This window comes from Pantoea septica (genome assembly GCF_002095575.1).
In the GTDB taxonomy this organism is placed as follows: Bacteria; Pseudomonadota; Gammaproteobacteria; order Enterobacterales; family Enterobacteriaceae; genus Pantoea; species Pantoea septica.
The window spans coordinates 77,569-99,378 of the sequence record NZ_MLJJ01000013.1 but is presented as its reverse complement, the minus strand read 5'-3'; the positions used below and the strand labels follow the sequence as shown (position 1 = coordinate 99,378).

Sequence of the window (21,810 nt, the reverse complement as noted above, 5' to 3'; positions counted from 1 at the left end):
TTCAGCCGGCGGCGCGCTGCCGGCGTTATATCACTATAAAAAAGCGTTGGAGCCACTATGTTTAAAAATCTGCGCTGGACAATCGTACTGCTGTTGTTTCTTGTTTACATGATCAATTACCTCGATCGTGTTGCCCTCTCTCTGACCTTACCGCTGGTAGAAAAAGATCTGGCGATCAACGCCGAACAGTTCGGCATGATCTTCGGCAGCTTCTTCTTCGGCTATGCCCTGTTCAACTTCGTTGGCGGCATCGCCACCGACCGCTTCGGCCCCAAAATCGTGCTCGCCGTCGCGGTCGGCATGTGGTCGCTGTTCTGCGGCATGACCGCGCTGGCGACCGGATTCTGGTCGATGCTGATCCTGCGCGTGCTGTTCGGCATGGCGGAAGGCCCTATTTGCGCCTCGGCCAACAAAGCGATTAACGGCTGGTTTCCGAAAAAACAGGCGGCGACCGCAATGGGCCTGCTGAGCGCAGGCTCGCCGCTGGGCGGCGCGATCGCCGGGCCGATTATCGGCTATCTCGCGCTCGCGTTCGGCTGGCGTCCGGCCTTCGTGATCATCTGCCTGATCGGCCTGGTGTGGATGGCGATCTGGCTGTTCGTTTCGGCTGATAACCCGGCGAAGAGCCGACACGTCTCCGCCGAGGAGCGCGCGCTGGTTGACCAGCTGAAAGCCGAGCAGCCGGGCGAAGAGGCGGATCTGGCGCAGGCGTCGCACGGATTCGGCTACTATTTGCGTCAGCCGATTATCCTGGTCACCGCTTTCGCCTTCTTCTGCTACAACTATATTCTGTTCTTCTTCCTGAGCTGGTTCCCGGCCTACCTGGTGCAGGCGCACGGTCTGGATATTAAATCGATGTCGATCACCACCATGATCCCGTGGATTGTCGGCTTCGTCGGCCTCGCGCTCGGCGGTTGGACCTCAGACAAGATCTTCAATATTACCGGCAGGTTACTGCTCTCCCGTAAAATTGTGCTGGTGGTCTCACTGTTCGCCGCCGCCGTTTGTGTGGCGCTGGCGGGTACGGTAAAAGAGGTCAACTCTGCGGTCATGATGATGTCGATCTCTATCTTCTTCCTCTACATCACTGGCGCCATCTACTGGGCGATTATTCAGGACGTGGTGCACAAGAGCCGCGTCGGCAGCATCAGCGGCTTTATTCATCTGGTGGGCAGCCTGTCAGGCATTATCGGTCCGATTGTCACCGGCTTTATCGTGCAGCATACCGGCAAGTTTGATAGCGCCTTCGTGCTGGCAGGCGGCGTTGCCGCCGTCGGCGCCTTCCTGGTGCTGTTCGTTATCCGCAGCCCGAAAGCGAGCAAGAAGCCGATTTCGGCGTAAGCAGCAGGTTTTACATGACTGAATCACGGGGCGCAGGACGCCCCGTTTGCCATAAGGACGAACTATGTTAGAGATTGATCGCCTTCCCGCCGACGTGCAGCGCCCGCGCTACGATCGCAGCAAACTGAAAACCCGCATGGTGCATATCGGCTTCGGCGCTTTTCATCGCGCGCATCAGGCGTTATGCAGCGACAAGCTGGCGGAACAGGGCAGCGACTGGGGCTATTGCGAAGTTAACCTTAATAGCGGCGAGCTGATTCAGGCGCTGCGCCAGCAGGATCACCTCTATAGCCTGACGGAAATGGCCGACGATTCGCTCAACACGCGGATTATCGGCGTGATCACCTCGGCGCTGCACGGCAAAAGCGACGGCATCGAGGCGGTGATCGCCGCCATGAGCCAGCCGGACGTGGCGATTGTCTCGATGACGGTCACCGAGAAAGGCTACTGCCATCATCCCGCCAGCGGCGATCTCAACCCTGATCATCCCGATATTGTGCACGACCTGGCCCATCCCGATGCGCCGCGCTCGCTGCCGGGCCTGATTCTGGCGGCCATCCGCCGCCGCCGCGACGCAGGCCTGCCGCCCTTCAGCGTGATGTCCTGCGACAATATGCCGGAAAACGGCCACGTCACGCGCAATGCGATCGTGCAGCTGGCGCAGCGGCAGGATAGCGCGCTGGCGGACTATATCCGGCAGCATGTCACCTTTCCCTCTACCATGGTCGATCGCATCGTTCCGGCAATGACCGACAGCGCGTTTGCCGAGCTTGCCGAGCGTCTTGGCAGTCGCGATCCGGTTGCGGTGGAAGCGGAGCCGTTTTTCCAGTGGGTTATCGAGGATAATTTCGTCAGCGGCCGGCCCGCCTGGGAGCAGGCAGGAGCGGAGCTGGTTAAGGACGTGCTGCCGTTTGAGGAAATGAAACTGCGTATGCTTAACGGCAGCCACTCGTTTCTGGCCTATCTCGGCTTCCTCTCCGGCTATGAGCACATCAGCGACTGTATGGCGGACGCAAACCTGCGCACCGCCGCGCGCAGGCTGATGCTGGATCAGCAGGCGCCGACGCTGCGCACCCAGGGCGTGGATCTCGCCGCCTACGCCGACTCGCTGATCGCGCGCTATGAAAACCGCGCCATTAAGCATCGCACTTATCAGATAGCGACCGACGGCACGCAGAAGCTGCCGCAGCGCCTGCTCGACAGCGTGCGCTGGCATCTGCGCAACGGCAGCAACTGCGACCTGCTGCTGCTGGGCGTCGCAGCCTGGATGCGCTATGTCGGCGGCGTGGACGAGCAAGGCGCGCCGATCGAGATCCGCGATCCGCTGAAAGCGGAACTGGCGGAGCGCGTGGCCGCCAGCGGCGAAGGCGAAGCGCGCGTGAAGGCGCTGCTGGGCATGAAAGCGGTATTTGGCGAGGATCTGGCGCAGAATGCGGAGGTGGTCGCGACGCTGACGCGCTTCTGGCTGCAGCTGCGCGAGCAAGGCGCGCGCGCCACGGTGGCGCAGGCGGTGGGTTCGCCGTAATTGTTCAGTATCAAAAGCGCTGGCGCAGTCGCAGCGCGCTGATTAGACTGACACTTTCCCAACGGGCTGGCTGCGGCCAGCCGTAATACGGATATGCCGCATGTCAATCGCCTATACCATCACCACCAGCGAACCAGTTAACCAGCAGATTTATCGTTATCTGCGTAAGGATATCGTGACCTGCGTCATTCAGCCGGGTTCGCTGCTGTCAGAGAAAGAAGTGTCGGCCCGGTTCAACGTGTCGCGTCAGCCGGTGCGCGAAGCCTTTATCAAGCTGGCGGAAGCGGGTCTGGTGCAGGTGTTGCCGCAGCGCGGCACCTTCGTGCGTAAAATTTCCGCGCGCCGCGTCGCGGACGGTCGGTTTATTCGCGAAGCGGTAGAGGTTTCGGTGGTGCGCCGCGCGGCGCTGGAGATAGAGCCAGTGGCGCTGATGGCGCTGGAGCACAACCTTCAGCTGCAGAAGATGGCCGCCGATCGCCATGACAGCCAGGCGTTTCTTAGCCTCGACGATGAGTTTCACCGCCTGATTGCCGAAAGCATCAACTGCCTGCTGGCATGGGAGACGGTGGAGAATATCAAAGCGGCGATGGACCGCGTGCGCTTTTTGACGCTGAGCGAGGTCTCGCCGCCAGGCAGCCTGATTGAGCAGCATGAAGAGATCCTGTCGGCGCTGAAAAGCCACGATGCCGACGCGGCCGAAGCGGCGATGCGCCGCCATCTGCAGGAGATGATTTTCTCGATTACGCCGATCGCCGAGCGCAACAGCGAGTGGTTTGAGTCGCTATAACGCCGTCCTGAGCATTCATAACAAGGCCGGCGCGCTGCTGGCCTTGTTTGTTTCTGACCTTTACCACCAGCGATGAAAATGGTGCACCGGCCCAATTCCCTTGCCTACCTCCAGCGTATCGGCCTGCATCAGCGCCTGCTGCAGCCAGGCTTTCGCCTCGCGCAGCGTTTGCGACCAGCTGCTATGCCGCGGGCGCAGCGCCGCCAGCGCGGCGGAAAGCGAACAGCCGGTGCCGTGGGTATGGCGCGTATTGATGCGCGGCGCGGTAAAGCGCTCTGCGCCTTCGCGGGTGATGAGCCAGTCGGGACTTTCGCTGTCGCTGAGATGGCCGCCTTTCATCAACACTGCCTGGCAGCCGAGCGCCAGCAGCGCTTCGCCCTGCTCCAGCATCGCCTCTTCGCTGCGCGCTGGCGCGCGCTCCAGCAGCGCCGCCGCCTCCGGCAGATTGGGCGTAATTAACGACACCTGCGGCAGCAGCAGCTCGCGCACGCTGGCGATAGCGTCAGGCGAGAGCAAGGGATCGCCGCTTTTCGCCACCATCACCGTATCCAGCACCACGAAAGGGATGTCGGCTCTTTTCAGCTTTTCCGCCACGATCTGCACGATGGCGGTTTCCGAGAGCATGCCGATTTTCGCCGCGTCGATGCGCACGTCGCTGAGTACCGAATCGAGCTGCGCGCCTACGAAGTCTGGCTCAATGCGATAAACCGACTGCACGCCGCGGGTATTTTGCGCCACCAGCGCGGTAATCACGCTGGTGCCATAGGCGCCGAGCGCCGAAAAAGCCTTGAGATCGGCCTGGATGCCGGCGCCGCCGCTGGGATCGGTGCCGGCAATGGTCAGAGCGTTGATACGCTTCATGCGCGCGCCTCCTGAGCCAGCTGCCACAGTGCGTCGATAAACAGCGCGGCGAAGCTGCCGGGCGCGGCTTTCTGCGCGGCGGCGCGTTCGCCCGCCAGCGCCATGACGCGGCAGGCGCTGGCGACGTTGCTCAGCCGGTCGCCAGGCAGGCTGCAAAAGGCGGCCACCACGGCGGAGAGCGCGCAGCCGGTGCCGACCACGCGCGTCATCAGCGCGCTGCCGCCGGGTACGCTCAGCGTCTCGGCGCCGTCGGTGACATAGTCCACCTCGCCGCTGATCGCCACCAGCGTCTGGTATTGCCGCGCCAGCCCGCGCGCCGCCTCCAGCGCCGCCTCCGACTGGTGCTGCGTATCCACGCCGCGTCCGCCTGCGCCCTGCTGCGCCAGCGCGAGAATTTCAGAGGCGTTGCCGCGCACGGCGGCAGGCCGCAGCGCAAGAAGCTGCTGGCAGAACTCAGTGCGCAGGCGCAGCGCGCCGACCGCGACCGGATCGAGCACCCAGGGCTTTTGCGCCGCGTCGGCGGCCTGCACCGCCGCCAGCATGGCGTCGCGGCGATCGCGCGTCAGCGTGCCGACGTTGATCAGCAAGGCGTCGGCCACGGCGGCGAACTGCGCAGCCTCATCGGGATCGATCACCATAGCGGGCGAGGCGTCGAGCGCCAGCAAGACGTTGGCGGTGACGTTCTGCACGACGTCGTTGGTCATGCAGTGCACCAGCGGCTGGCGCTGAACGAAGCGGGCGAGAACGGGCGCGAAGTGCGCGTCGGAAAAGCGTTGAGGTTGGCGGATCATTATAACTCCCAACCGGCGAACAAGAAGGCGAATGCGGTCAGGCATCTGACTTCCCTACGCTGGCATTATCCAGATCAGGTAATACGGGTATTTCTCAGCCTTCACGCAGAAGGGCACCCCGAGTCATGAGTACAAAACAGGTTACTCGCTGGCAGATTAGGGGAAGTGGCTTACGGATTCAAGTTCGCCCTTCCGGTTATCGCTTCTTTACGCTGTACCCCGCCTTGTACCTCAGAATGTACCTTCCTGAGTGTATGAACGGCGGTTATATAACAACCAACAAGCATACCAGCGATAAAAGGTAGCAACTGTAAGCCTTGCTTGTTTACATACGCGCGTAGAAGTTAAACAGGGAACAGTTTACTCCCTTATTCTTCTGGATAAGCAAATTCAGCAGTGACTAAATGTGACCTTAATTTATCGGTTTGGACGTCATACGCGAACTTATACCGCTCTCCAGATGTAAAATTAAGTCCGAACACAGGAAGGATCTGTCAGTTTGAGTCGTAAATAATGTCTATCTGAACAGTTAATTACAGGAAAGTAATATGAATAACAAGATTATTATTGGGAATGAAGGACAGTCGATAAAGCAAACCAACTATTGGGACACGGAGCATGCTGCAACTAGCCTGGTCTTTCTGAGCTGGAAAGCAGGTGCCGCACGCCTGCTGGTACCCGACGCCGCCAAAGCTTTACCAGGGATCTGACGCTCAGTGGAACAAAAACTCACGTTAAGCAACGCTTTCTTCTTCAAACGCCTCTTTTAACGGTCTCAGATGTCCTTTGGTCACCAGTTCGCCAGCGTGAATGTTATAAATTGTCTGACATCATAAAATGATATTGTTTACCTGTCTATTTAATCGAAATTTTAGATAATAAACGTCTATTGTCTGACATTCATTTATAGAGACGTTGCTATGCGGCTTTTTGGGTATGCGTGGGTCTCAACCAGCCAGCAGTCACTCGATATTCAGATTAAGGCGCTCAAGGACGCAGGGGTGACAACTAACCGCATCTTTACTGACAAAGCATCAGGTAGCCATACCGACAGGAACGGACTGGATCTGCTACGTATGAAGGTGGAAGAAGGCGACGTCATTCTGGTGAAGAAACTCGACCGCCTTAACCGCGATACCGCCGATACGATCCAGCTAATAAAGGAATTCGACTCCCAAGGCATAGCCATCCGGTTCATTGATGACGAGCTCAGCACTGATGGGGAAATGGAAAAATGGTGGTTACTATCTTGTCTGCGGTGGCTCAGACTGAACGGCAGAGAAATACTGGAACGCACGAACGAAGGCAGACAGGAGGCAAAACTGAAAGGTATCCGTTTTAGTCGCAGACGTAAGATCGACAGAACAAGTGTACTGGAGCTTCACCAACAAGGTACTGGTGCTACAGAGATTGCCCGGCAACTCAGCATTGCTCATTCTACAATTTACAAAGTTATTGATGAGTCGAAATAAAACCTTCAGCGTTTAACTTAATACACAAGGAAATAATCATGAAAACGCAATATCATCTCGAAATCTATGAACCAGATATGAGCGACTGTGTGGCTGGTCATTTTAAGAGTGATGCACCTTTTGGTGCGTTAAGCGTTGGGGATGAAATAAACGGTATTCCTTTAAATACAAGTAGCAGCCACAAAAACCTCAGAATTATAACAACAAAGCACATGTTTTGTATTACTGAGGGATCTCATATGTCGCATAAAATATGCGTGCGGACTGATTTTTCAGATAAATAAAAGAAGAGTGGTAAGCAGGCTTTATATTTTTTGGGAATTTTCATGGGAAAATTTTTAACGTGATTCTTTAGTTTAATTGAGCGCTATTAAAAAATAATGGAGGTTTATATATATGGATATGCGTAACTTTAAACAATGCAGGGTGATGACAAAATCACCTTCATGGACATTTCTTGATGTATTGCGCTGGAAAGTCCTTCCTGAAAAATTAGGCGGCGGAAGAGCCTATGCCAGAGGTTTTAAAGACGCCTGGGTCAAAAAACATAGTTATCTTATTAGATCGGCTGCTCTTCGCTATAAACTTCCCCCAGAGTTACTGGCTGGTGTCTGCTGGATTGAGGTAGGTGGTGATCCAAATATTATAGATCGTTTTGCTTTTGAGGTCCGTGCCATCGACTGGAGCGGGCCAGCCTGTATTGACCGTAATTTCACTATAACCTCTCCACCGGCTAAAACCTCATTTGGATTTGTTAGTATGCAACTGCGTACAGCCGCTAAAACTATGGGCCTTAATGCAGATCATATGAGCACATCAGAACTTCGCTCACTGTCGCTGTGCCTTGAAAAAGACACCTACAATATCAACCTCGCGGCTATGCACTTACGCCAGCTTGCCGACTATGACAAATTATCATCCCGGCTCAGTATGAATGATGTAAAAATTATTGGTGCCAGATATAACCGGGGCACAAATCCAACCCTTGAAAGTATCAAAAAAGATACGCGATATGGTGATTTTATTGTGAAAAACTGGCAATACTTTAATAAACTGGTCTGGTAACAGGGGCATAGCAGCATGAATAAGATTATTAGAGTTATATTTATCCTGTTTTATATACTGTGCATGATATTAATTTATTTATCTATGGTTGATAAATATGATGTTGTATACGATATGGATCAGGCGATTCCTAAAGGTTCACTAAATAATAGCAGTGATAATGGGAAAGTTTTTGGTGGACTAATGCTGTTATTTATATTCATATCCCAGATGATCTTTTTTTACTTTGAAAAATCTCAAAAATGGAAAGGGGTAACAGGAATCATGACAGCATTGGCATTCCTTTTTTTCTTCATCAGGTAAGGCTAAAGTTATTTTTGACCTGTTTTCCACCGAAGCACCGACTCATTAACTCCTGTATTTTCTCCAGAACCGCCAGGATTTGTAAGAAAGGACTGGCGGTTGAACAATAACAGCAATCAACATTGCTATAGATAAACCAATCACAGTTGATATGATATATTCTATTTCATTTGAAATAATTACTCAGAGAAATATTTCTATAAAAGTGTTAAAGACCCAAAGAACTATTCTGAATCAACTAGCCAGTCCTGAATCGCCCCACTTAACATGCCACCATAGCTTTCAACATTGTTTTTTTATCCTCTGCAAGTCAGATGGTGTAAAACCAGAACTCAACAAAGCCTCATCACTAATTTTCATATTGTATCGTCTTTTATCGCTCAAAATATGTTTTCCTAATCACTGATTGTGCAAGCAATCATTCTGATGAGCTTTATAGGCATCCAGCCGAAACTTTTCGCAGGCTCTCTCCCCCATTATTATCGTCTGGGTGGTGCCATGGCGTTTCGATCATTTAAGGTTGAAGAGTTCTGTACCCCATGATCACATCCTTTTTGCACCTCAAGGGCATCGCACACGGAAAAAGAGAGAGCCAATCTCATGATAAGTAGGCCGAATTTCGGCCCCCTACGCTGGCATTATCCAAATCAGGTTTCTCGGCCTTCACAAAGAAGGGCACCCCGAGTCGAATGTTACGCCAGCAGTACAGGAGAGGCAGCGAGCGAAGGCTACGCGACTACCTCTTAAGAGGTATTACCAGTTAGCGCGATGCGGCATGATCTCGATCAACCAGTGGCGGCTGAAAAACGAGCCTAATGCTCCGGGCCCGCAAACCTGCTGTTTAATCCTGGCTATCCGTTTCAGAGGAACCTGATGAAACTGCTCTCGCTTATCCCGCACTGGCACCACTGGCAGGATGTTGTAATTACTCGCGCCAACGCCATCGCCCCGAATGGCAGAAGCTATTTTTCCACTCATATTACTGCCCGCTGCCGAAGCTGCGACCAGACGCTGTACCGCGTCTATTATCGCGATATCAGCGACGCGCAGGCGCGACGCTGGCTAGGCTAGACAATGCGCTGACGGGTGACGCTTTTCGCAACAACATGTTAGGCTGATGTTACCTGATGCCGACAACAGACGCGCTATGCCTGGCTTGCTTGATACCCTTACCCATCAGATTTACCTTTCCGCTCCGCTGTTTATTTTGATTTTCCTTGGCTATGCCCTGACGCGCGTCGGTAAATGGCCGCTGACCATCAGCGAAGGCATGAACCGCTTTGTCTTTAACGTCGCCCTGCCCTGCATGCTGTTCCGCGTGATGAGCGACTTCTACAAAAGCCCGCCGGTGGATGTGCGGCTGCTGCTGGCCTTTTTCGGCAGCTGCTTACTGATGTTTATGCTCGGCCGTTTCCTGGGGACGCGGCTGTTCAGGCTCGACGGCGTCGCGGGCACGGTTTTCGCGTTGGGCGGCATCTTCTCCAACAACGTGATGCTCGGCATTCCTGTGGCGACGGTGCTGCTCGGCCCGCAGGCGCTGCCGTCGGTGGCGCTGGTGCTGGTGTTCAACAGCCTGATCCTCTGGACGCTGCTGACGCTCTCCGTGGAGTGGGCGAAACAGGGCAGCTTCTCGCTGACAGGCATCGGCCATACCCTTCTCAGCGTGGCGAAGAATCCGCTGATTATCGGCATCCTCAGCGGCACCGCCTGGAGCTTTTTAAAACAGCCGCTGCCCACCATCGCCGCCGAACCGCTGCGCATGCTCGGCTCTATCGCCGCGCCGCTCTCGCTGGTGACGCTCGGCATGAGCCTGGCGCACTATCGCGTACGCGACGGGCTGCGCGAAAGCTACACCATCTGCTTGCTTAAGCTGATTTTGCAGCCGATGACCATCTGGGCGATCGCCTGGCTGGTGCATCTGCCGCCGCTGGAGAGCCGGGTGGTGGTGCTGCTCGGTTCGATGGCGGTAGGCGTCAACGTCTACCTGATGTCGCAGAAGTTCAACGTGCTGACCGGCCCGGCGGCGTCAAGCATGCTGTTTTCTACGCTATTCGCGGCGGTAACAACGCCGGTGTGGATGATGCTGATGTCGTGGGCGGGCTATTAAAAAAAAGCCCCGAGACAGAGGTCCCGGGGCCGTTGCGTGGCTATCGCAAAACGTTATTCAGCCGGTTTGGTGCGGATCAGGTAGTCGAAAGCGCTCAGTGAGGCTTTCGCGCCTTCGCCGCTGGCGATGATGATCTGCTTATAGGGCACCGTGGTGCAGTCGCCCGCCGCGAAAACGCCTTTCAGGCTGGTTTCGCATTTCGCGTCAATCAGGATCTCGCCCATTTTGTTGCGCTCTACCGCGCCTTCCAGCCAGGTGGTGTTCGGCAGCAGACCGATCTGCACGAAAATACCGCTCAGCGCGATGTCGTGCGCCGTCTGGTTGTTGCGATCGATATAGGCCAGGCCGGTCACTTTGCTGCCGTCGCCTTTCACTTCCGTGGTCTGCGCGTTCAGGATCACATCGACGTTTTTCAGGCTACGCAGCTTGTTCTGCAGCACCTGATCGGCGCGCATTTCGCCAGCGAACTCCAGCAGGGTCACGTGCTCGACGATGCCCGCCAGATCGATTGCCGCCTCAACGCCGGAGTTGCCGCCGCCGATGACCGCAACGCGTTTGCCTTTAAACAGCGGACCGTCGCAGTGTGGGCAGTAGGTGACGCCTTTGGTGCGATACTGATCTTCGCCAGGCACGCCCATGTTGCGCCAGCGCGCGCCGGTGGCAATGATGATGCTGCGTGATTTCAGCACGGCGCCAGAGGCCGTTTCAATCGCGTGCAAACCGCCCTCTTTCGCCGCCGGGATCAGCTTGATAGCGCTCTGGGTATCGATCACGTCAACGTCATAGTCGTCAACGTGGGCGCGCAGCGAGCCGGCCAGCTTAGCGCCTTCGGTTTTCTGCACGGAAATGTAGTTTTCAATATCGACGGTGTCGAGCACCTGGCCGCCGAAACGCTCGCCCATCAGGCCGGTACGGATGCCTTTACGCGCCGAGTAGATCGCCGCCGCCGCGCCTGCCGGGCCGCTGCCGACGATCAGCACTTCATAGGCGTCGCGCTTGTTCAGCTCTTCCGCCGCGCGCTTTTCGGCGTTGGTGTCGACCTTGCCGACGATCTCAGCAAGGCTCATGCGGCCCTGACCGAACTCTTTGCCGTTCAGGTAAACCGCCGGCACGCCCATCACGTTGCGCTCGGTAATTTCATTCTGGAACATGCCGCCGTCAATCGCCGTGTGCGAGACGCGCGGGTTGATAATCGCCATCAGGTTCAGCGCCTGCACGACGTCAGGGCAGTTGTGGCATGACAGCGAGTAGTAAGTTTCGAAATGCAGGTCGCTATCCAGCGACGCCACCTGGTCAAGCAGGCTCTGCGTCTCTTTCGACGGATGCCCGCCGGTCTGCAGCAGCGCCAGCACCAGCGAGGTGAATTCGTGACCCATCGGCGAACCGGCAAAGCGCGGGCCGCTGTGCGAGCCAGGGTTGGCGATCAGAAAAGAGGGTTTCCGCACCGGACGATCGTTCTCTTCGCGGAAGCTGACTTTTTCAGACAGGCTTGCGATATCCGCCAGCAAATCGCGAATTTCCGCTGATTTGGCGCCATCGTCCAGGGTGGCGATCAACTCAACAGGCTTGGTTAATTTCTCAAGGTAGGCCTTGAGCTGGGTTTTTAAATTTGTGTCGAGCATAGTGAGTTCCTGTCAGAAGAAATCGGGTGCCGCAGCACCCGATAGAGAAGATCGAAAAGCCGGTGTGGAAATTAGATTTTGCCAACCAGGTCCAGAGACGGAGCCAGGGTTGCGTCGCCTTCTTTCCATTTAGCCGGGCAAACTTCGCCTGGGTGAGAAGCGACATACTGAGCGGCTTTCACTTTACGCAGCAGGTCAGACGCGTCGCGGCCGATACCTTCAGCAGTGATTTCGATCGCCTGGATGATGCCTTCCGGGTCAACGATGAAAGTACCGCGGTCAGCCAGACCTTCGGCTTCGCGCATGATTTCGAAGTTGCGGGTCAGCGCGCCAGTCGGGTCGCCGATCATGGCGTACTGGATTTTCGCGATGGTTTCAGAAGAACCGTGCCAGGCTTTGTGGGTAAAGTGGGTGTCGGTAGAAACAGAGTAGATATCTACGCCCAGTTTCTGGAATTCTTCGTAGTGGTCAGCCACGTCACCCAGTTCGGTCGGGCAAACGAAGGTAAAGTCAGCCGGATAGAAGAAGAATACACTCCATTTACCTTCAACGTCTTTCTCAGTTACGTCGATGAATTCGCCGTTTTTAAACGCAGCGTTTTTAAACGGTTTGATTTTGGTATTAATGATAGACATCTGAAGTCCTCCGCTAAAAGATGTGATGTACGTTACAAAATTTTCGGGCCAACTTCTAATACGCAGTCGTTATCAATCAGATAAACGAAAGCTATCAAACGCGGCAAGCCGCACCGCTATTGACGCCGCCCCGGCATTCTACACGCAAAGCACCTTGATTTAACGCGGTTTATCTTTTCATCGCAGAACTGCTAGTTTTGTAGAGACGCTTATTGATGACGAGCCAGCGCCCTCTCTCCCGTTTGCGGATATGGCCAGCCCTCTGATTGCCGTTAAGGGAGTTTACCGTGCAGATACGTTCTTTTACCGAAGCCGATCGTCCATTCCTGCGCACGCTGTTTCTTGCCGCGCGTCGCCATAACTGGCGCTGGCTCGACGACAGCCACTGGCAGCTGGAAGATTTCGACAGCGTGATCCTGGGCGAGACCGTCTGGGTGGCCGAGCTTGACGGCCACCGCGTCGGTTTTGCCGGCGTGCTGGAAAACGACAACTTCCTTCATAGCCTTTACGTCGATCCCGCTTATCAGGGCCGCGGCGTCGGCGCCGCGCTGCTGGAGAGAGTGCAGGCGAGTTTTACCAGCACCGGCGCGCTGAAGTGCCTGTTAATGAACAAGGCGGCGCAGGCATTCTATTTAAAGCACGGCTGGAAAATTATCGCGCAGGGCGAGAGCGAGCAGGGAAAATATGTGCTGATGCACTTTCCGCTGGCGTCCTGAGGCGACGCCAGCGGTACAGGGCGTTACAGCGCGCGGAAAGCGATGTCGCCGGGGATCACTTCGCCCTGCCAGTAAAGACGCGAGGCGACGCGGCCCGCCAGTTGGCGATAGAGCGCGGTAAACTCGCTCTCGGGTCGGCGTATCACCGTCGGTTCGCCGTCGTCCAGATCTTCGCGCAGGTTGATATGCAGCGGCAGCTGCGCCAGCAGTTGCGTCTGATAGTCCGCCACCAGCTTTTCCGCTCCGCCGGTGCCGAAGATCGGCTCGTGGAAGCCGCAGTGGCTGCAGATATGCAGGCTCATATTCTCCACCACGCCGAGCACCGGCACGTTGACCTTCTCGAACATCACCATGCCTTTGCGCGCGTCGATCAGGGCGATGTCCTGCGGCGTGGTGACGACAATCGCGCCGGTCACCGGCACGCTCTGCGCCAGCGTCAGCTGTATGTCGCCGGTACCCGGCGGCATATCGAGCACCAGATAGTCGAGGTCGGGCCACAGCGTCTCGTTAAGCAGCTGCATCAGCGCCTTGCTCGCCATCGGTCCGCGCCACACCATCGCATTATCGTCGGTCACCAGATAGCCGATAGAGTTGGTGGCGAGGCCGTGCGCCATAATCGGCGCCATATGCGTGCCGTCCGGCGAGGTGGGACGCTCATGCTCGGTGCCCAGCATATTGGGCACCGACGGGCCGTAAATGTCCGCGTCGAGAATGCCGACGCGCGCCCCTTCCGCCGCCAGCGCCAGCGCCATATTGACGGCGGTGCTCGACTTGCCGACGCCGCCCTTGCCGGAGCTGACGGCGATAATGTTCTTCACGCCGTTAACGCCGGGCTGGCCTTTGACGCGCTTCAGGGTGGCGATATCGTGGCGCAGCCGCCAGTCGATCGCCTGGGTGCCGGTCAGGCGCAGCAGTTCGGCGCTGGCCTGCGCCTTCAGCTCTTCAAACGCGCTCGCCCAGGGGAAGGGCATGCAGAGTTCGATATGCAGCTTGCCGTCCAGCAGCGCGACATGATGCAGCGCTTTCAGCGCGGTGAGGTTGCGATCGAGGGTCGGATGCCGGAAGCCGCTTAACACGCCCATAACCACGGCGCGCAAGGCTTCAGGTGAATGTGATGTCCGGGATTGTGCTGTCATCCCCACTCCTTGTTATTTATTCTGTCGCTGGGTTCAGCGGTAACACAACAATGATATCAGATGTCGGCGCGGTCGACGCCAGACCGCCCTTGTGTTTACGCCCGCCAGGGCATGAGTTACCATCTAAGCCCGTTTTTTCAATCAACAGAAAGCTACGCAAACTATGACTCAAGTCGCTAAAAAAATAATGGTAACGTGCGCCCTGCCGTACGCGAACGGATCGATCCATCTCGGCCACATGCTCGAGCATATCCAGGCAGACATTTGGGTGCGTTACCAGCGAATGCGTGGCAATCAGGTCTATTTCATCTGCGCCGACGATGCGCACGGTACGCCGATCATGCTGAAAGCGCAGCAGTTAGGCATCTCGCCGGAGCAGATGATCGCCGAAATGAGTCAGGAACATCAGGTCGATTTCGCCGGCTTCAACATCAGCTACGACAACTACCACTCGACGCACAGCGACGAGAACCGCGTGTTGTCGGAACTGATTTACACCCGACTGAAAGAGAACGGTTTTATTAAGAACCGCACCATCTCTCAGCTCTACGATCCGGAAAAAGGCATGTTCCTGCCCGACCGTTTCGTCAAGGGCACCTGCCCGAAATGCAAATCGCCGGATCAGTATGGCGACAACTGCGAAGTGTGCGGCGCCACCTACAGCCCGACCGAGCTGATCGAGCCGAAGTCGGTGGTCTCGGGCGCCACGCCGGAGATGCGCGACTCCGAGCACTTCTTCTTCGATCTGCCGTCCTTCAGCGCCATGCTGCAGGCCTGGACGCGCTCCGGCGCGCTGCAGGAGCAGGTGGCGAACAAGATGCAGGAGTGGTTCGAGTCTGGGCTGCAGCAGTGGGATATCTCCCGCGACGCGCCCTACTTCGGCTTTGAAATCCCCGACGCGCCGGGCAAATATTTTTACGTCTGGCTGGATGCGCCGATCGGCTATATGGGCGCGTTTAAAAACCTGTGCGACAAGCGCGGCGATCTCGATTTCGACGAGTTCTGGAAGAAAGATTCCACCACCGAGCTCTATCACTTTATCGGCAAGGATATCGTTTACTTCCACAGCCTGTTCTGGCCGGCGATGCTGGAAGGCAGCCAGTTCCGCAAGCCTAACAATCTGTTCGTGCACGGCTATGTGACGGTGAACGGCGCCAAAATGTCTAAGTCGCGCGGCACCTTTATCAAGGCGAGCACCTGGCTGCAGCATCTGGACGCCGACAGCCTGCGCTACTACTACGCCGCCAAGCTCTCTTCGCGCATCGATGATATCGACCTGAATCTGGAAGATTTCGTGCAGCGCGTGAACGCCGATATCGTCAATAAGGTGGTGAACCTGGCATCGCGCAACGCCGGCTTCCTGACCAAACGCTTTAACGGCCAGCTTTCGGCCGAACTGGCGGATCCGGCGCTCTACCAGACCTTTGTCGACGCCTCTGAGAAGATTGGCGAAGCCTGGGCGAGCCGCGAGTACAGCCGCGCCATTCGCGAAATCATGGCGCTGGCCGATCTGGCTAACCGCTATGTGGACGAGCAGGCGCCGTGGGTGGTGGCGAAAGAAGAGGGTCGCGACGCCGATCTGCAGGCGATCTGCTCAATGGGCATCAACCTGTTCCGCGTGCTGATGACCTGGCTGAAGCCGGTACTGCCGAGCCTGAGCGAGCGCGCCGAAGCGTTCCTCAACAGCGAATTACGCTGGGATGCGATCCCGCAGCCGCTGCTTAATCATCAGGTGGCGCCGTTTAAAGCGCTCTATGGACGTATCGAAATGACCAAAGTTAACGCGCTGATTGAAGCGTCGAAAGAAGATGCCGCCGCGGCCAGCCAGCCGGCGACCGGCCCGCTGGCGGATGCGCCGATTGGCGATACCATTACTATTGACGATTTCGCCAAAGTCGATATGCGCGTAGCGCTGATCGAACACGCCGAGCTGGTGGAAGGCTCCGATAAGCTGCTGCGTCTTCAGCTCGATCTGGGCGGCGAGAAGCGCCAGATCTTCTCCGGCATCCGCGCCGCCTATCCGGATCCGTCGGTGCTGATCGGCAAAATGACGATTATTGTCGCCAACCTCGCGCCGCGTAAGATGCGTTTCGGCGTGTCGGAAGGCATGGTGCTGTCAGCAGGCCCGGGCGGCAAAGATCTGTTTGTGCTCTCCGTCGACAGCGGCGCGCAGCCGGGCATGCCGGTCAAATAAGGGGTTAAGGCTGAATAAGGGCGGTAAAAATGTCGCCCTTAAGGCACAAAAGAATGTGCCCGTCGCGGGTGGCATGGCCCGATCGCAAAGACGCAAAAGACGGCATCCCTGCCAGCTCGGCCTGCGCAGATACGCACCTCATCCCTGAGGTGCGCCCGTCACCGGGCCAACGCGCTGCGTTGTTCAAAAACGCTCCCGGCGTTTTTGTCCCTGGCGCAGGACGCTTTGCTCTTCGGTCCATGCCACCCGCTCGCAAGCTTCTCTGCGGTCATCAAGGGCGACAGCAATGTCGCCCTTTTTTATCCCATGTCGCGTATGATGTTGTGCAGTGAAAACAGGAGCCTGCTATGCCCACCGTGCTGTCTCTGTGCTGGCGCTACGTGCGCGCCTTCGTCATCATCTATCTCTGCCTCTATGCGGGCAACGCCCTCTCCTTGCTGCTGCCTGTCACCATTCCCGGCAGCATCCTCGGCATGCTGACGCTGTTCGCCCTGCTGGCGTCGCAAATCCTTCCGGTGGAATGGGTAAAGCCCGGCTGCCACCTGCTGATCCGCTATATGGCGCTGCTGTTTGTGCCCATCAGCGTCGGCATCATCAACTACACCGACGTGCTGAGCGCGCAGTTCGGTCCAATCGTGGTCTCTATCGTGGTCAGCACCTTTCTGGTGTTGACGATTGTCGGCTGGAGCGCCCATAAAATTCATACGCGCAACGTACGGGAGAAACCGAGTGAGTGACATCTGGTGGTCGCTGCCGCTCAGCGTTGGCGCTTTTATGCTGGCGCGTCGCCTGGCGGCGAAGCTGAAAATCTCGCTGCTCAATCCGCTGCTGGTGGCGATGGCAATCATTATCCCGCTGCTGCTGGTGCTGCAAATCCCCTACGCGCGCTATTTCGCCGGCAGCCAGATCCTCAATCAGCTGCTGCAGCCGGCGGTGGTCGCGCTGGCGCTGCCGCTCTACGAGCAGATGCATCAAATCCGCGCGCGCTGGAAATCGCTTATCGGCGTCTGCTTTATCGGCAGCCTGACCGCGATGGTCTCCGGCACCGCTATCGCGCTGTGGATGGGCGCGACGCCGGAAATCGCCGCCACCATTTTGCCGAAATCGGTGACCACGCCCATTGCGATGGCGGTCTCCGCCTCGCTGCACGGCATCCCCGCTATCAGCGCCATTTGCGTGCTGATCGCCGGCGTGCTCGGCGCGGTCTTCGGTCATATGGTGCTGAACCTGCTGGGGATAAAAACCCGCGCGGCGCGTGGACTGGCGATAGGCAACGCGTCGCACGCGCTCGGCACGGCGCGCGCGGCGGAGGTGGATTACCAGGAAGGCGCGTTCAGCTCGCTGGCGCTGGTGCTGTGCGGCATCATCACCTCGCTGCTGGCGCCCTTTATCTTTCCGCTGCTGCTGCATGCGTTCGGATAAAACTTTGCGATAGATCTCGCAAAGTTGAAACGATGCAAATCTGTTGCATTGTCAGAGCGATACAGATCACATATAACCCCTCTGGCGGCAATGGGCCGCCTGATATTAACGAGGCTATCATGCATCCACGTTTCACCTCCGCCTTCGACGCGCTGCCCGCTGCCCTGCAAAGCGCGCTGCGTCCTATTCTTGACGACGCGCAGTTTCAGGCGGCGCTGACGCCGGAGCAGGTCGCATCGCTGATGCAGCAGACCCGACTGGAGGCCGACGCGCTGGCGCTGGCGCTGCTGCCGCTGGCGGCGGCCTGTGCGGTCGTGCCGGTCTCGCGCTTCAACGTCGGCGCCGTGGCGCGCGGCGTCAGCGGTTGCTGGTACTTCGGCGCCAATATGGAGTTCGCGGGCGTAGCGCTACAGCAGACTATCCATGCCGAGCAGAGCGCTATCGCGCACGCCTGGCTGCGCGGCGAGCAGCGCCTTGAGGCGGTCACGGTTAACTACACGCCGTGCGGCCACTGCCGCCAGTTTATGAACGAACTCAACAGCGGCACCGAGCTGCGCATTAGCCTGCCCGGTCGTGGCGTCAGCACCCTGGCGGACTACCTGCCGGACGCCTTCGGCCCGCGCGACCTGAACATCACTACCCTGCTGCTGGACAAGGTGGATCACGGCTATCAGGCGGAAGGCGACGCGCTCGCCCAGGCGGCAATCGCGGCCGCCAACCAGAGCCATGCGCCTTACAGCGGTTCGCACAGCGGCATTGCGCTGCGCACCGCGAGCGGCGCGACGGTTACCGGGCGCTACGCCGAGAACGCCGCCTTCAACCCGAGCCTGCCGCCGCTACAGGCCGCGCTGATCCTGCTGAATATGCAGGGCGAAGCCTGCGAAAACATCGAGGCCGCCGCGCTGGCCGAAGTGGAAAACGCCACGCTGGATCAGTTCGCCGCGACTCAGGCGACCCTGGCCGCGCTGGGATGCGACCAGCTGACTCGCGTCACGCTGCGCCAGGGCTGAGGCACAGAACACGCTTTCCAACACTTACGATATCTTTTATTTACAAAAGCTGTACATCGGCGAGAAATTTCATAGGATCGTGCGCCAGCAACACAAAAAAAGAACGACTGGCGTCTGAGCTTTGCCAGACAACACCGCAACCGGAGCATCAATTCATGGAACATGAGTACGAAAGTAAGCGTCCGCTGTACATCCCCTACGCTGGCCCGATCCTGCTGGAATTTCCCCTGCTGAATAAAGGCAGCGCCTTCTCGCTGGAAGAGCGCAACGAATTTAACCTCAACGGCCTGCTGCCTGAAGCGGTCGAGAGCATTGAAGAGCAGGCAGAGCGCGCCTGGCGTCAGTTCCAGGACTTTAAAAACAATAACGATAAGCACGTCTACCTGCGCAACATTCAGGACACCAACGAAACCCTTTTCTATCGCCTGCTCGACAACCATCTCGAAGAGATGATGCCGATTATCTACACCCCGACCGTCGGCGCGGCCTGCGAACACTTCTCCGAGATCTACCGCCGCGCACGCGGCGTCTTTATCTCCTATCCGAACCGCGATCGCATCGAAGATATGCTGCAGAACGCCACCAAGCAGAACGTGAAGGTGATTGTGGTTACCGACGGCGAGCGCATTCTCGGCCTCGGCGATTTAGGCATCGGCGGCATGGGCATTCCTATCGGCAAGCTGTCGCTTTATACCGCCTGCGGCGGCATTTCGCCGGCCTATACTCTGCCGGTAGTGCTGGACGCCGGCACCAACAATCAGCAGCTGCTTAACGATCCGCTCTATATGGGCTGGCGTCATCCGCGTATCACCGGCGAAGAGTACGACGCCTTTGTTAACGACTTTATCCAGGCAGTTAAACGCCGCTGGCCGAACGTGCTGCTGCAGTTTGAAGACTTCGCGCAGAAAAACGCCATGCCGCTGCTGCAGCGCTATCGCGACGAGATCTGCTGCTTCAACGACGATATTCAGGGCACCGCCGCCGTGACCGTCGGCACGCTGATCGCGGCCAGCCGCGCCGCAGGCAGCCGCCTGTGCGAGCAAAAAGTGGTGTTTCTCGGCGCAGGCTCCGCCGGATGCGGCATCGCCGAGCAAATTATCGCGCAGATGAAATCGGAAGGCCTGAGCGATGAAGAGGCGCGCGCGCGCGTGCTGATGGTCGATCGCTTCGGCCTGCTGACCGACAAGCTGCCGAACCTGCTCGACTTCCAGAGCAAGCTGGTGCAGAAGAGCGAGAACCTGAAAACGTGGGACACCGCCAGCGATTCTATCTCGCTGCTGGACGTGGTGCGTAACGCTCGTCCCGATATTCTGATCGGCGTCTCCGGCCAGCCGGGCCTGTTTACCGAAGAGATTATCCGCGAGATGCATAAGCACTGCGCGCGTCCTATCGTGATGCCGCTGTCGAACCCGACATCGCGCGTAGAGGCGACGCCGGCGGATATTATCGCGTGGACCGACGGCGCGGCGCTGGTAGCGACCGGCAGCCCCTTCTCGCCGGTGAGCTGGAAAGGCAAAATTTATCCGATCGCGCAGTGCAACAACTCCTATATTTTCCCGGGCATCGGTCTGGGCGTGATCGCCGCCGGCGCGACGCGCGTCACCGACTCAATGCTGATGACGGCAAGCCGCGCGCTGGCCGACTGTTCGCCGCTGGTGAACGAGGGCGAAGGTCCGGTGCTGCCTGAGATCAAAGATATTCAGGGCGTGTCGAAAATCATCGCCATGGAAGTGGGCAAAGCCGCGCAGCTGGCGGGCGTCGCGGTGGTCACGTCGGAAGATGTGCTGTCGCAGGCGGTCGCCAACAATTTCTGGCTGCCGCAGTATCGTCACTATCGTCGTACCTCGATCTGACAACCGGTCGCCGGGCCGTTCCAGGCCCGGCTGCCGCGCAAAAATCCATCAGCCAACCGGCGCCGCCTTGCTTCGTAGCCGGTCCTCAAGTAGCCTTGATGCACCGATTTTTCCTGACCCTGAGCGCTCACGCGTATGTTGAAACGCGTTTTTATTGGTCTCTTATTCATCATCTTACTGGTGGTGGCGACCGCGCTCGGCCTGGATCGCTGGATCAGCTGGAAAACCGCGCCCTATATTTATGAAGATGTCGCCTCGCTGCCGCATCGCCAGGTGGGCGTGGTGCTGGGCACCGCGAAGTATTACCGCACCGGCGTCTATAATCAGTATTACCTTTATCGCATTCAGGGCGCGCTGAACGCCTATAACAGCGGCAAGGTCAATTATCTGCTGCTGAGCGGCGACAACGCCATGAGCAGCTATAACGAACCCATGACCATGCGCCGCGATCTCATCAAAGCCGGCGTCGATCCGCAGGATATCGTGCTGGACTACGCCGGTTTCCGCACTCTCGACTCCATCGTACGCACGCGCAAGGTGTTCGACACCAACGACTTTATTATCATCACCCAGCGCTTCCACTGCGAGCGCGCCCTGTTTATCGCCCTGCATATGGGGATTCAGGCGCAGTGCTACGCGGTGCCGTCGCCGAAGAATATGCTTAGCGTCCGCTTCCGCGAGGTGGGCGCGCGCCTCGGTGCGCTGGCCGATCTCTTCGTGATGAAGCGTGAACCGCGCTTCCTCGGCCCGCTGGTGCCGATTCCGGCAGTGCATGAGGTGCCGGAAGATGCGCAGAGCTATCCGGCGGTGACGCCGGAGCAGCTGCTGGAAAGCGAGCAGAAAGCGCGGAAATAGCAAGAGCGGCTCTTAGGCCGCTCCTGAAAGAAAGATAAAGTGCTCACGCGGATGGCAGGGCTCGATCGCAAAGTCGCTCAAGGCATTCATGCTCGCTCGGCCCGCGACATCCCTG

At 57.5% G+C, this 21,810-nt stretch carries 22 protein-coding genes, 1 pseudogene and 1 riboswitch; of the genes and pseudogenes, 17 read left to right on the top strand and 6 right to left on the bottom strand.

Annotated elements, in window-relative coordinates:
* Positions 1-57: 57 nt before the first annotated feature.
* The 3 genes from HA46_RS09415 to HA46_RS09405 all read left to right on the top strand — a co-directional run bounded on the left by HA46_RS09415 (position 58) and on the right by HA46_RS09405 (position 3,653).
* Complete coding sequence (locus tag HA46_RS09415; RefSeq protein ID WP_084883842.1) at positions 58-1,341, top strand: MFS transporter; 1,284 nt, start codon at positions 58-60, stop codon at positions 1,339-1,341.
* A 64-nt stretch (positions 1,342-1,405) separates the two neighbouring features.
* Positions 1,406-2,866: a mannitol dehydrogenase family protein gene (locus HA46_RS09410; protein ID WP_084883839.1), complete on the top strand. Its 1,461-nt coding sequence runs from the start codon at positions 1,406-1,408 to the stop codon at positions 2,864-2,866.
* A 100-nt stretch (positions 2,867-2,966) separates the two neighbouring features.
* The gene (locus HA46_RS09405) at positions 2,967-3,653 is read left to right on the top strand and encodes a GntR family transcriptional regulator (RefSeq protein WP_084883837.1); all 687 of its coding nucleotides are present in this window, start codon (positions 2,967-2,969) and stop codon (positions 3,651-3,653) included.
* A gap of 60 nt (positions 3,654-3,713) precedes the next feature.
* On the opposite strand, the gene thiD is transcribed toward HA46_RS09405, so the two are convergent.
* The 3 genes and pseudogenes from thiD to HA46_RS21495 all read right to left on the bottom strand — a co-directional run.
* Entirely contained in the window at positions 3,714-4,514 is an 801-nt protein-coding gene (gene thiD, locus HA46_RS09400; protein WP_084883834.1) for a bifunctional hydroxymethylpyrimidine kinase/phosphomethylpyrimidine kinase, read from the bottom strand.
* A complete protein-coding gene (gene thiM, locus HA46_RS09395) occupies positions 4,511-5,305 on the bottom strand; it encodes a hydroxyethylthiazole kinase (RefSeq protein WP_244277516.1) in 795 nt (264 codons plus the stop codon). The genes thiD and thiM overlap by 4 nt, the downstream gene beginning before the upstream one ends.
* A gap of 34 nt (positions 5,306-5,339) precedes the next feature.
* A riboswitch (TPP riboswitch) is annotated at positions 5,340-5,436 on the bottom strand.
* A gap of 237 nt (positions 5,437-5,673) precedes the next feature.
* Positions 5,674-5,799, bottom strand: a pseudogene (locus HA46_RS21495) (putative T6SS immunity periplasmic lipoprotein); the annotation flags it as partial.
* Between the two features lie 54 nt (positions 5,800-5,853).
* Between HA46_RS21495 and HA46_RS21150 the strand changes: the two are divergent.
* The 7 genes from HA46_RS21150 to HA46_RS09365 all read left to right on the top strand — a co-directional run bounded on the left by HA46_RS21150 (position 5,854) and on the right by HA46_RS09365 (position 10,252).
* A complete protein-coding gene (locus HA46_RS21150; RefSeq protein WP_167626704.1) occupies positions 5,854-6,015 on the top strand; it encodes a hypothetical protein in 162 nt (53 codons plus the stop codon).
* Between the two features lie 210 nt (positions 6,016-6,225).
* Positions 6,226-6,777, top strand: a complete 552-nt coding sequence (locus HA46_RS09390; RefSeq protein WP_244277515.1) for a recombinase family protein — start codon at positions 6,226-6,228, stop codon at positions 6,775-6,777.
* 38 nt (positions 6,778-6,815) lie between these two features.
* Positions 6,816-7,061: a hypothetical protein gene (locus tag HA46_RS20815; protein ID WP_143807618.1), complete on the top strand. Its 246-nt coding sequence runs from the start codon at positions 6,816-6,818 to the stop codon at positions 7,059-7,061.
* A gap of 112 nt (positions 7,062-7,173) precedes the next feature.
* Positions 7,174-7,842: a hypothetical protein gene (locus tag HA46_RS09385; RefSeq protein WP_084883829.1), complete on the top strand. Its 669-nt coding sequence runs from the start codon at positions 7,174-7,176 to the stop codon at positions 7,840-7,842.
* Positions 7,843-7,857: 15 nt separating this feature from the next.
* Complete coding sequence (locus tag HA46_RS09380; protein WP_084883827.1) at positions 7,858-8,145, top strand: hypothetical protein; 288 nt, start codon at positions 7,858-7,860, stop codon at positions 8,143-8,145.
* A gap of 873 nt (positions 8,146-9,018) precedes the next feature.
* Entirely contained in the window at positions 9,019-9,216 is a 198-nt protein-coding gene (locus HA46_RS09370) for a hypothetical protein (RefSeq protein WP_033791566.1), read from the top strand.
* Between the two features lie 76 nt (positions 9,217-9,292).
* Positions 9,293-10,252, top strand: a complete 960-nt coding sequence (locus HA46_RS09365) for an AEC family transporter (protein WP_084883824.1) — start codon at positions 9,293-9,295, stop codon at positions 10,250-10,252.
* Positions 10,253-10,305: 53 nt separating this feature from the next.
* On the opposite strand, the gene ahpF is transcribed toward HA46_RS09365, so the two are convergent.
* Positions 10,306-11,874, bottom strand: coding sequence for an alkyl hydroperoxide reductase subunit F (gene ahpF / locus HA46_RS09360; RefSeq protein WP_084883822.1), 1,569 nt, complete (start codon positions 11,872-11,874; stop codon positions 10,306-10,308).
* Between the two features lie 71 nt (positions 11,875-11,945).
* Complete coding sequence (gene ahpC / locus HA46_RS09355) at positions 11,946-12,509, bottom strand: alkyl hydroperoxide reductase subunit C (RefSeq protein WP_033750273.1); 564 nt, start codon at positions 12,507-12,509, stop codon at positions 11,946-11,948.
* A gap of 287 nt (positions 12,510-12,796) precedes the next feature.
* On the opposite strand from ahpC, the gene HA46_RS09350 reads away from it, so the two are divergent.
* Positions 12,797-13,225, top strand: a complete 429-nt coding sequence (locus HA46_RS09350; RefSeq protein ID WP_033791569.1) for a GNAT family N-acetyltransferase — start codon at positions 12,797-12,799, stop codon at positions 13,223-13,225.
* Positions 13,226-13,248: 23 nt separating this feature from the next.
* Here HA46_RS09350 and apbC read toward each other — a convergent pair whose 3' ends face one another.
* A complete protein-coding gene (gene apbC, locus HA46_RS09345; protein WP_084883820.1) occupies positions 13,249-14,361 on the bottom strand; it encodes an iron-sulfur cluster carrier protein ApbC in 1,113 nt (370 codons plus the stop codon).
* A gap of 163 nt (positions 14,362-14,524) precedes the next feature.
* On the opposite strand from apbC, the gene metG reads away from it, so the two are divergent.
* From metG to sanA, 6 genes are all read left to right on the top strand, one after another.
* On the top strand, positions 14,525-16,555 hold the full coding sequence (gene metG / locus HA46_RS09340; protein ID WP_084883817.1) for a methionine--tRNA ligase: 2,031 nt from the start codon (positions 14,525-14,527) through the stop codon (positions 16,553-16,555).
* 347 nt (positions 16,556-16,902) lie between these two features.
* A complete protein-coding gene (locus tag HA46_RS09335; RefSeq protein WP_084883815.1) occupies positions 16,903-17,292 on the top strand; it encodes a CidA/LrgA family protein in 390 nt (129 codons plus the stop codon).
* Entirely contained in the window at positions 17,285-17,977 is a 693-nt protein-coding gene (locus HA46_RS09330; RefSeq protein WP_033791573.1) for a CidB/LrgB family autolysis modulator, read from the top strand. The genes HA46_RS09335 and HA46_RS09330 overlap by 8 nt, the downstream gene beginning before the upstream one ends.
* 119 nt (positions 17,978-18,096) lie before the next feature.
* Entirely contained in the window at positions 18,097-18,987 is an 891-nt protein-coding gene (gene cdd / locus HA46_RS09325) for a cytidine deaminase (protein ID WP_033791574.1), read from the top strand.
* 155 nt (positions 18,988-19,142) lie between these two features.
* Complete coding sequence (locus HA46_RS09320; protein ID WP_033791575.1) at positions 19,143-20,840, top strand: NAD-dependent malic enzyme; 1,698 nt, start codon at positions 19,143-19,145, stop codon at positions 20,838-20,840.
* Between the two features lie 135 nt (positions 20,841-20,975).
* Positions 20,976-21,695, top strand: coding sequence for an outer membrane permeability protein SanA (sanA, locus tag HA46_RS09315; protein ID WP_033791576.1), 720 nt, complete (start codon positions 20,976-20,978; stop codon positions 21,693-21,695).
* Positions 21,696-21,810 lie beyond the last annotated feature (115 nt).

Coding starts and splice junctions, on each gene's coding strand:
- HA46_RS09415 (WP_084883842.1), top strand. CDS start 58: ATGTTTAAAAATCTGCGCTGGACAATCGTACTGCTGTTGTTTCTTGTT.
- HA46_RS09410 (WP_084883839.1), top strand. CDS start 1,406: ATGTTAGAGATTGATCGCCTTCCCGCCGACGTGCAGCGCCCGCGCTAC.
- HA46_RS09405 (WP_084883837.1), top strand. CDS start 2,967: ATGTCAATCGCCTATACCATCACCACCAGCGAACCAGTTAACCAGCAG.
- thiD (WP_084883834.1), bottom strand. CDS start 4,514: ATGAAGCGTATCAACGCTCTGACCATTGCCGGCACCGATCCCAGCGGC.
- thiM (WP_244277516.1), bottom strand. CDS start 5,305: ATGATCCGCCAACCTCAACGCTTTTCCGACGCGCACTTCGCGCCCGTT.
- HA46_RS21150 (WP_167626704.1), top strand. CDS start 5,854: ATGAATAACAAGATTATTATTGGGAATGAAGGACAGTCGATAAAGCAA.
- HA46_RS09390 (WP_244277515.1), top strand. CDS start 6,226: ATGCGGCTTTTTGGGTATGCGTGGGTCTCAACCAGCCAGCAGTCACTC.
- HA46_RS20815 (WP_143807618.1), top strand. CDS start 6,816: ATGAAAACGCAATATCATCTCGAAATCTATGAACCAGATATGAGCGAC.
- HA46_RS09385 (WP_084883829.1), top strand. CDS start 7,174: ATGGATATGCGTAACTTTAAACAATGCAGGGTGATGACAAAATCACCT.
- HA46_RS09380 (WP_084883827.1), top strand. CDS start 7,858: ATGAATAAGATTATTAGAGTTATATTTATCCTGTTTTATATACTGTGC.
- HA46_RS09370 (WP_033791566.1), top strand. CDS start 9,019: ATGAAACTGCTCTCGCTTATCCCGCACTGGCACCACTGGCAGGATGTT.
- HA46_RS09365 (WP_084883824.1), top strand. CDS start 9,293: ATGCCTGGCTTGCTTGATACCCTTACCCATCAGATTTACCTTTCCGCT.
- ahpF (WP_084883822.1), bottom strand. CDS start 11,874: ATGCTCGACACAAATTTAAAAACCCAGCTCAAGGCCTACCTTGAGAAA.
- ahpC (WP_033750273.1), bottom strand. CDS start 12,509: ATGTCTATCATTAATACCAAAATCAAACCGTTTAAAAACGCTGCGTTT.
- apbC (WP_084883820.1), bottom strand. CDS start 14,361: ATGACAGCACAATCCCGGACATCACATTCACCTGAAGCCTTGCGCGCC.
- metG (WP_084883817.1), top strand. CDS start 14,525: ATGACTCAAGTCGCTAAAAAAATAATGGTAACGTGCGCCCTGCCGTAC.
- HA46_RS09335 (WP_084883815.1), top strand. CDS start 16,903: ATGCCCACCGTGCTGTCTCTGTGCTGGCGCTACGTGCGCGCCTTCGTC.
- cdd (WP_033791574.1), top strand. CDS start 18,097: ATGCATCCACGTTTCACCTCCGCCTTCGACGCGCTGCCCGCTGCCCTG.
- HA46_RS09320 (WP_033791575.1), top strand. CDS start 19,143: ATGGAACATGAGTACGAAAGTAAGCGTCCGCTGTACATCCCCTACGCT.
- sanA (WP_033791576.1), top strand. CDS start 20,976: ATGTTGAAACGCGTTTTTATTGGTCTCTTATTCATCATCTTACTGGTG.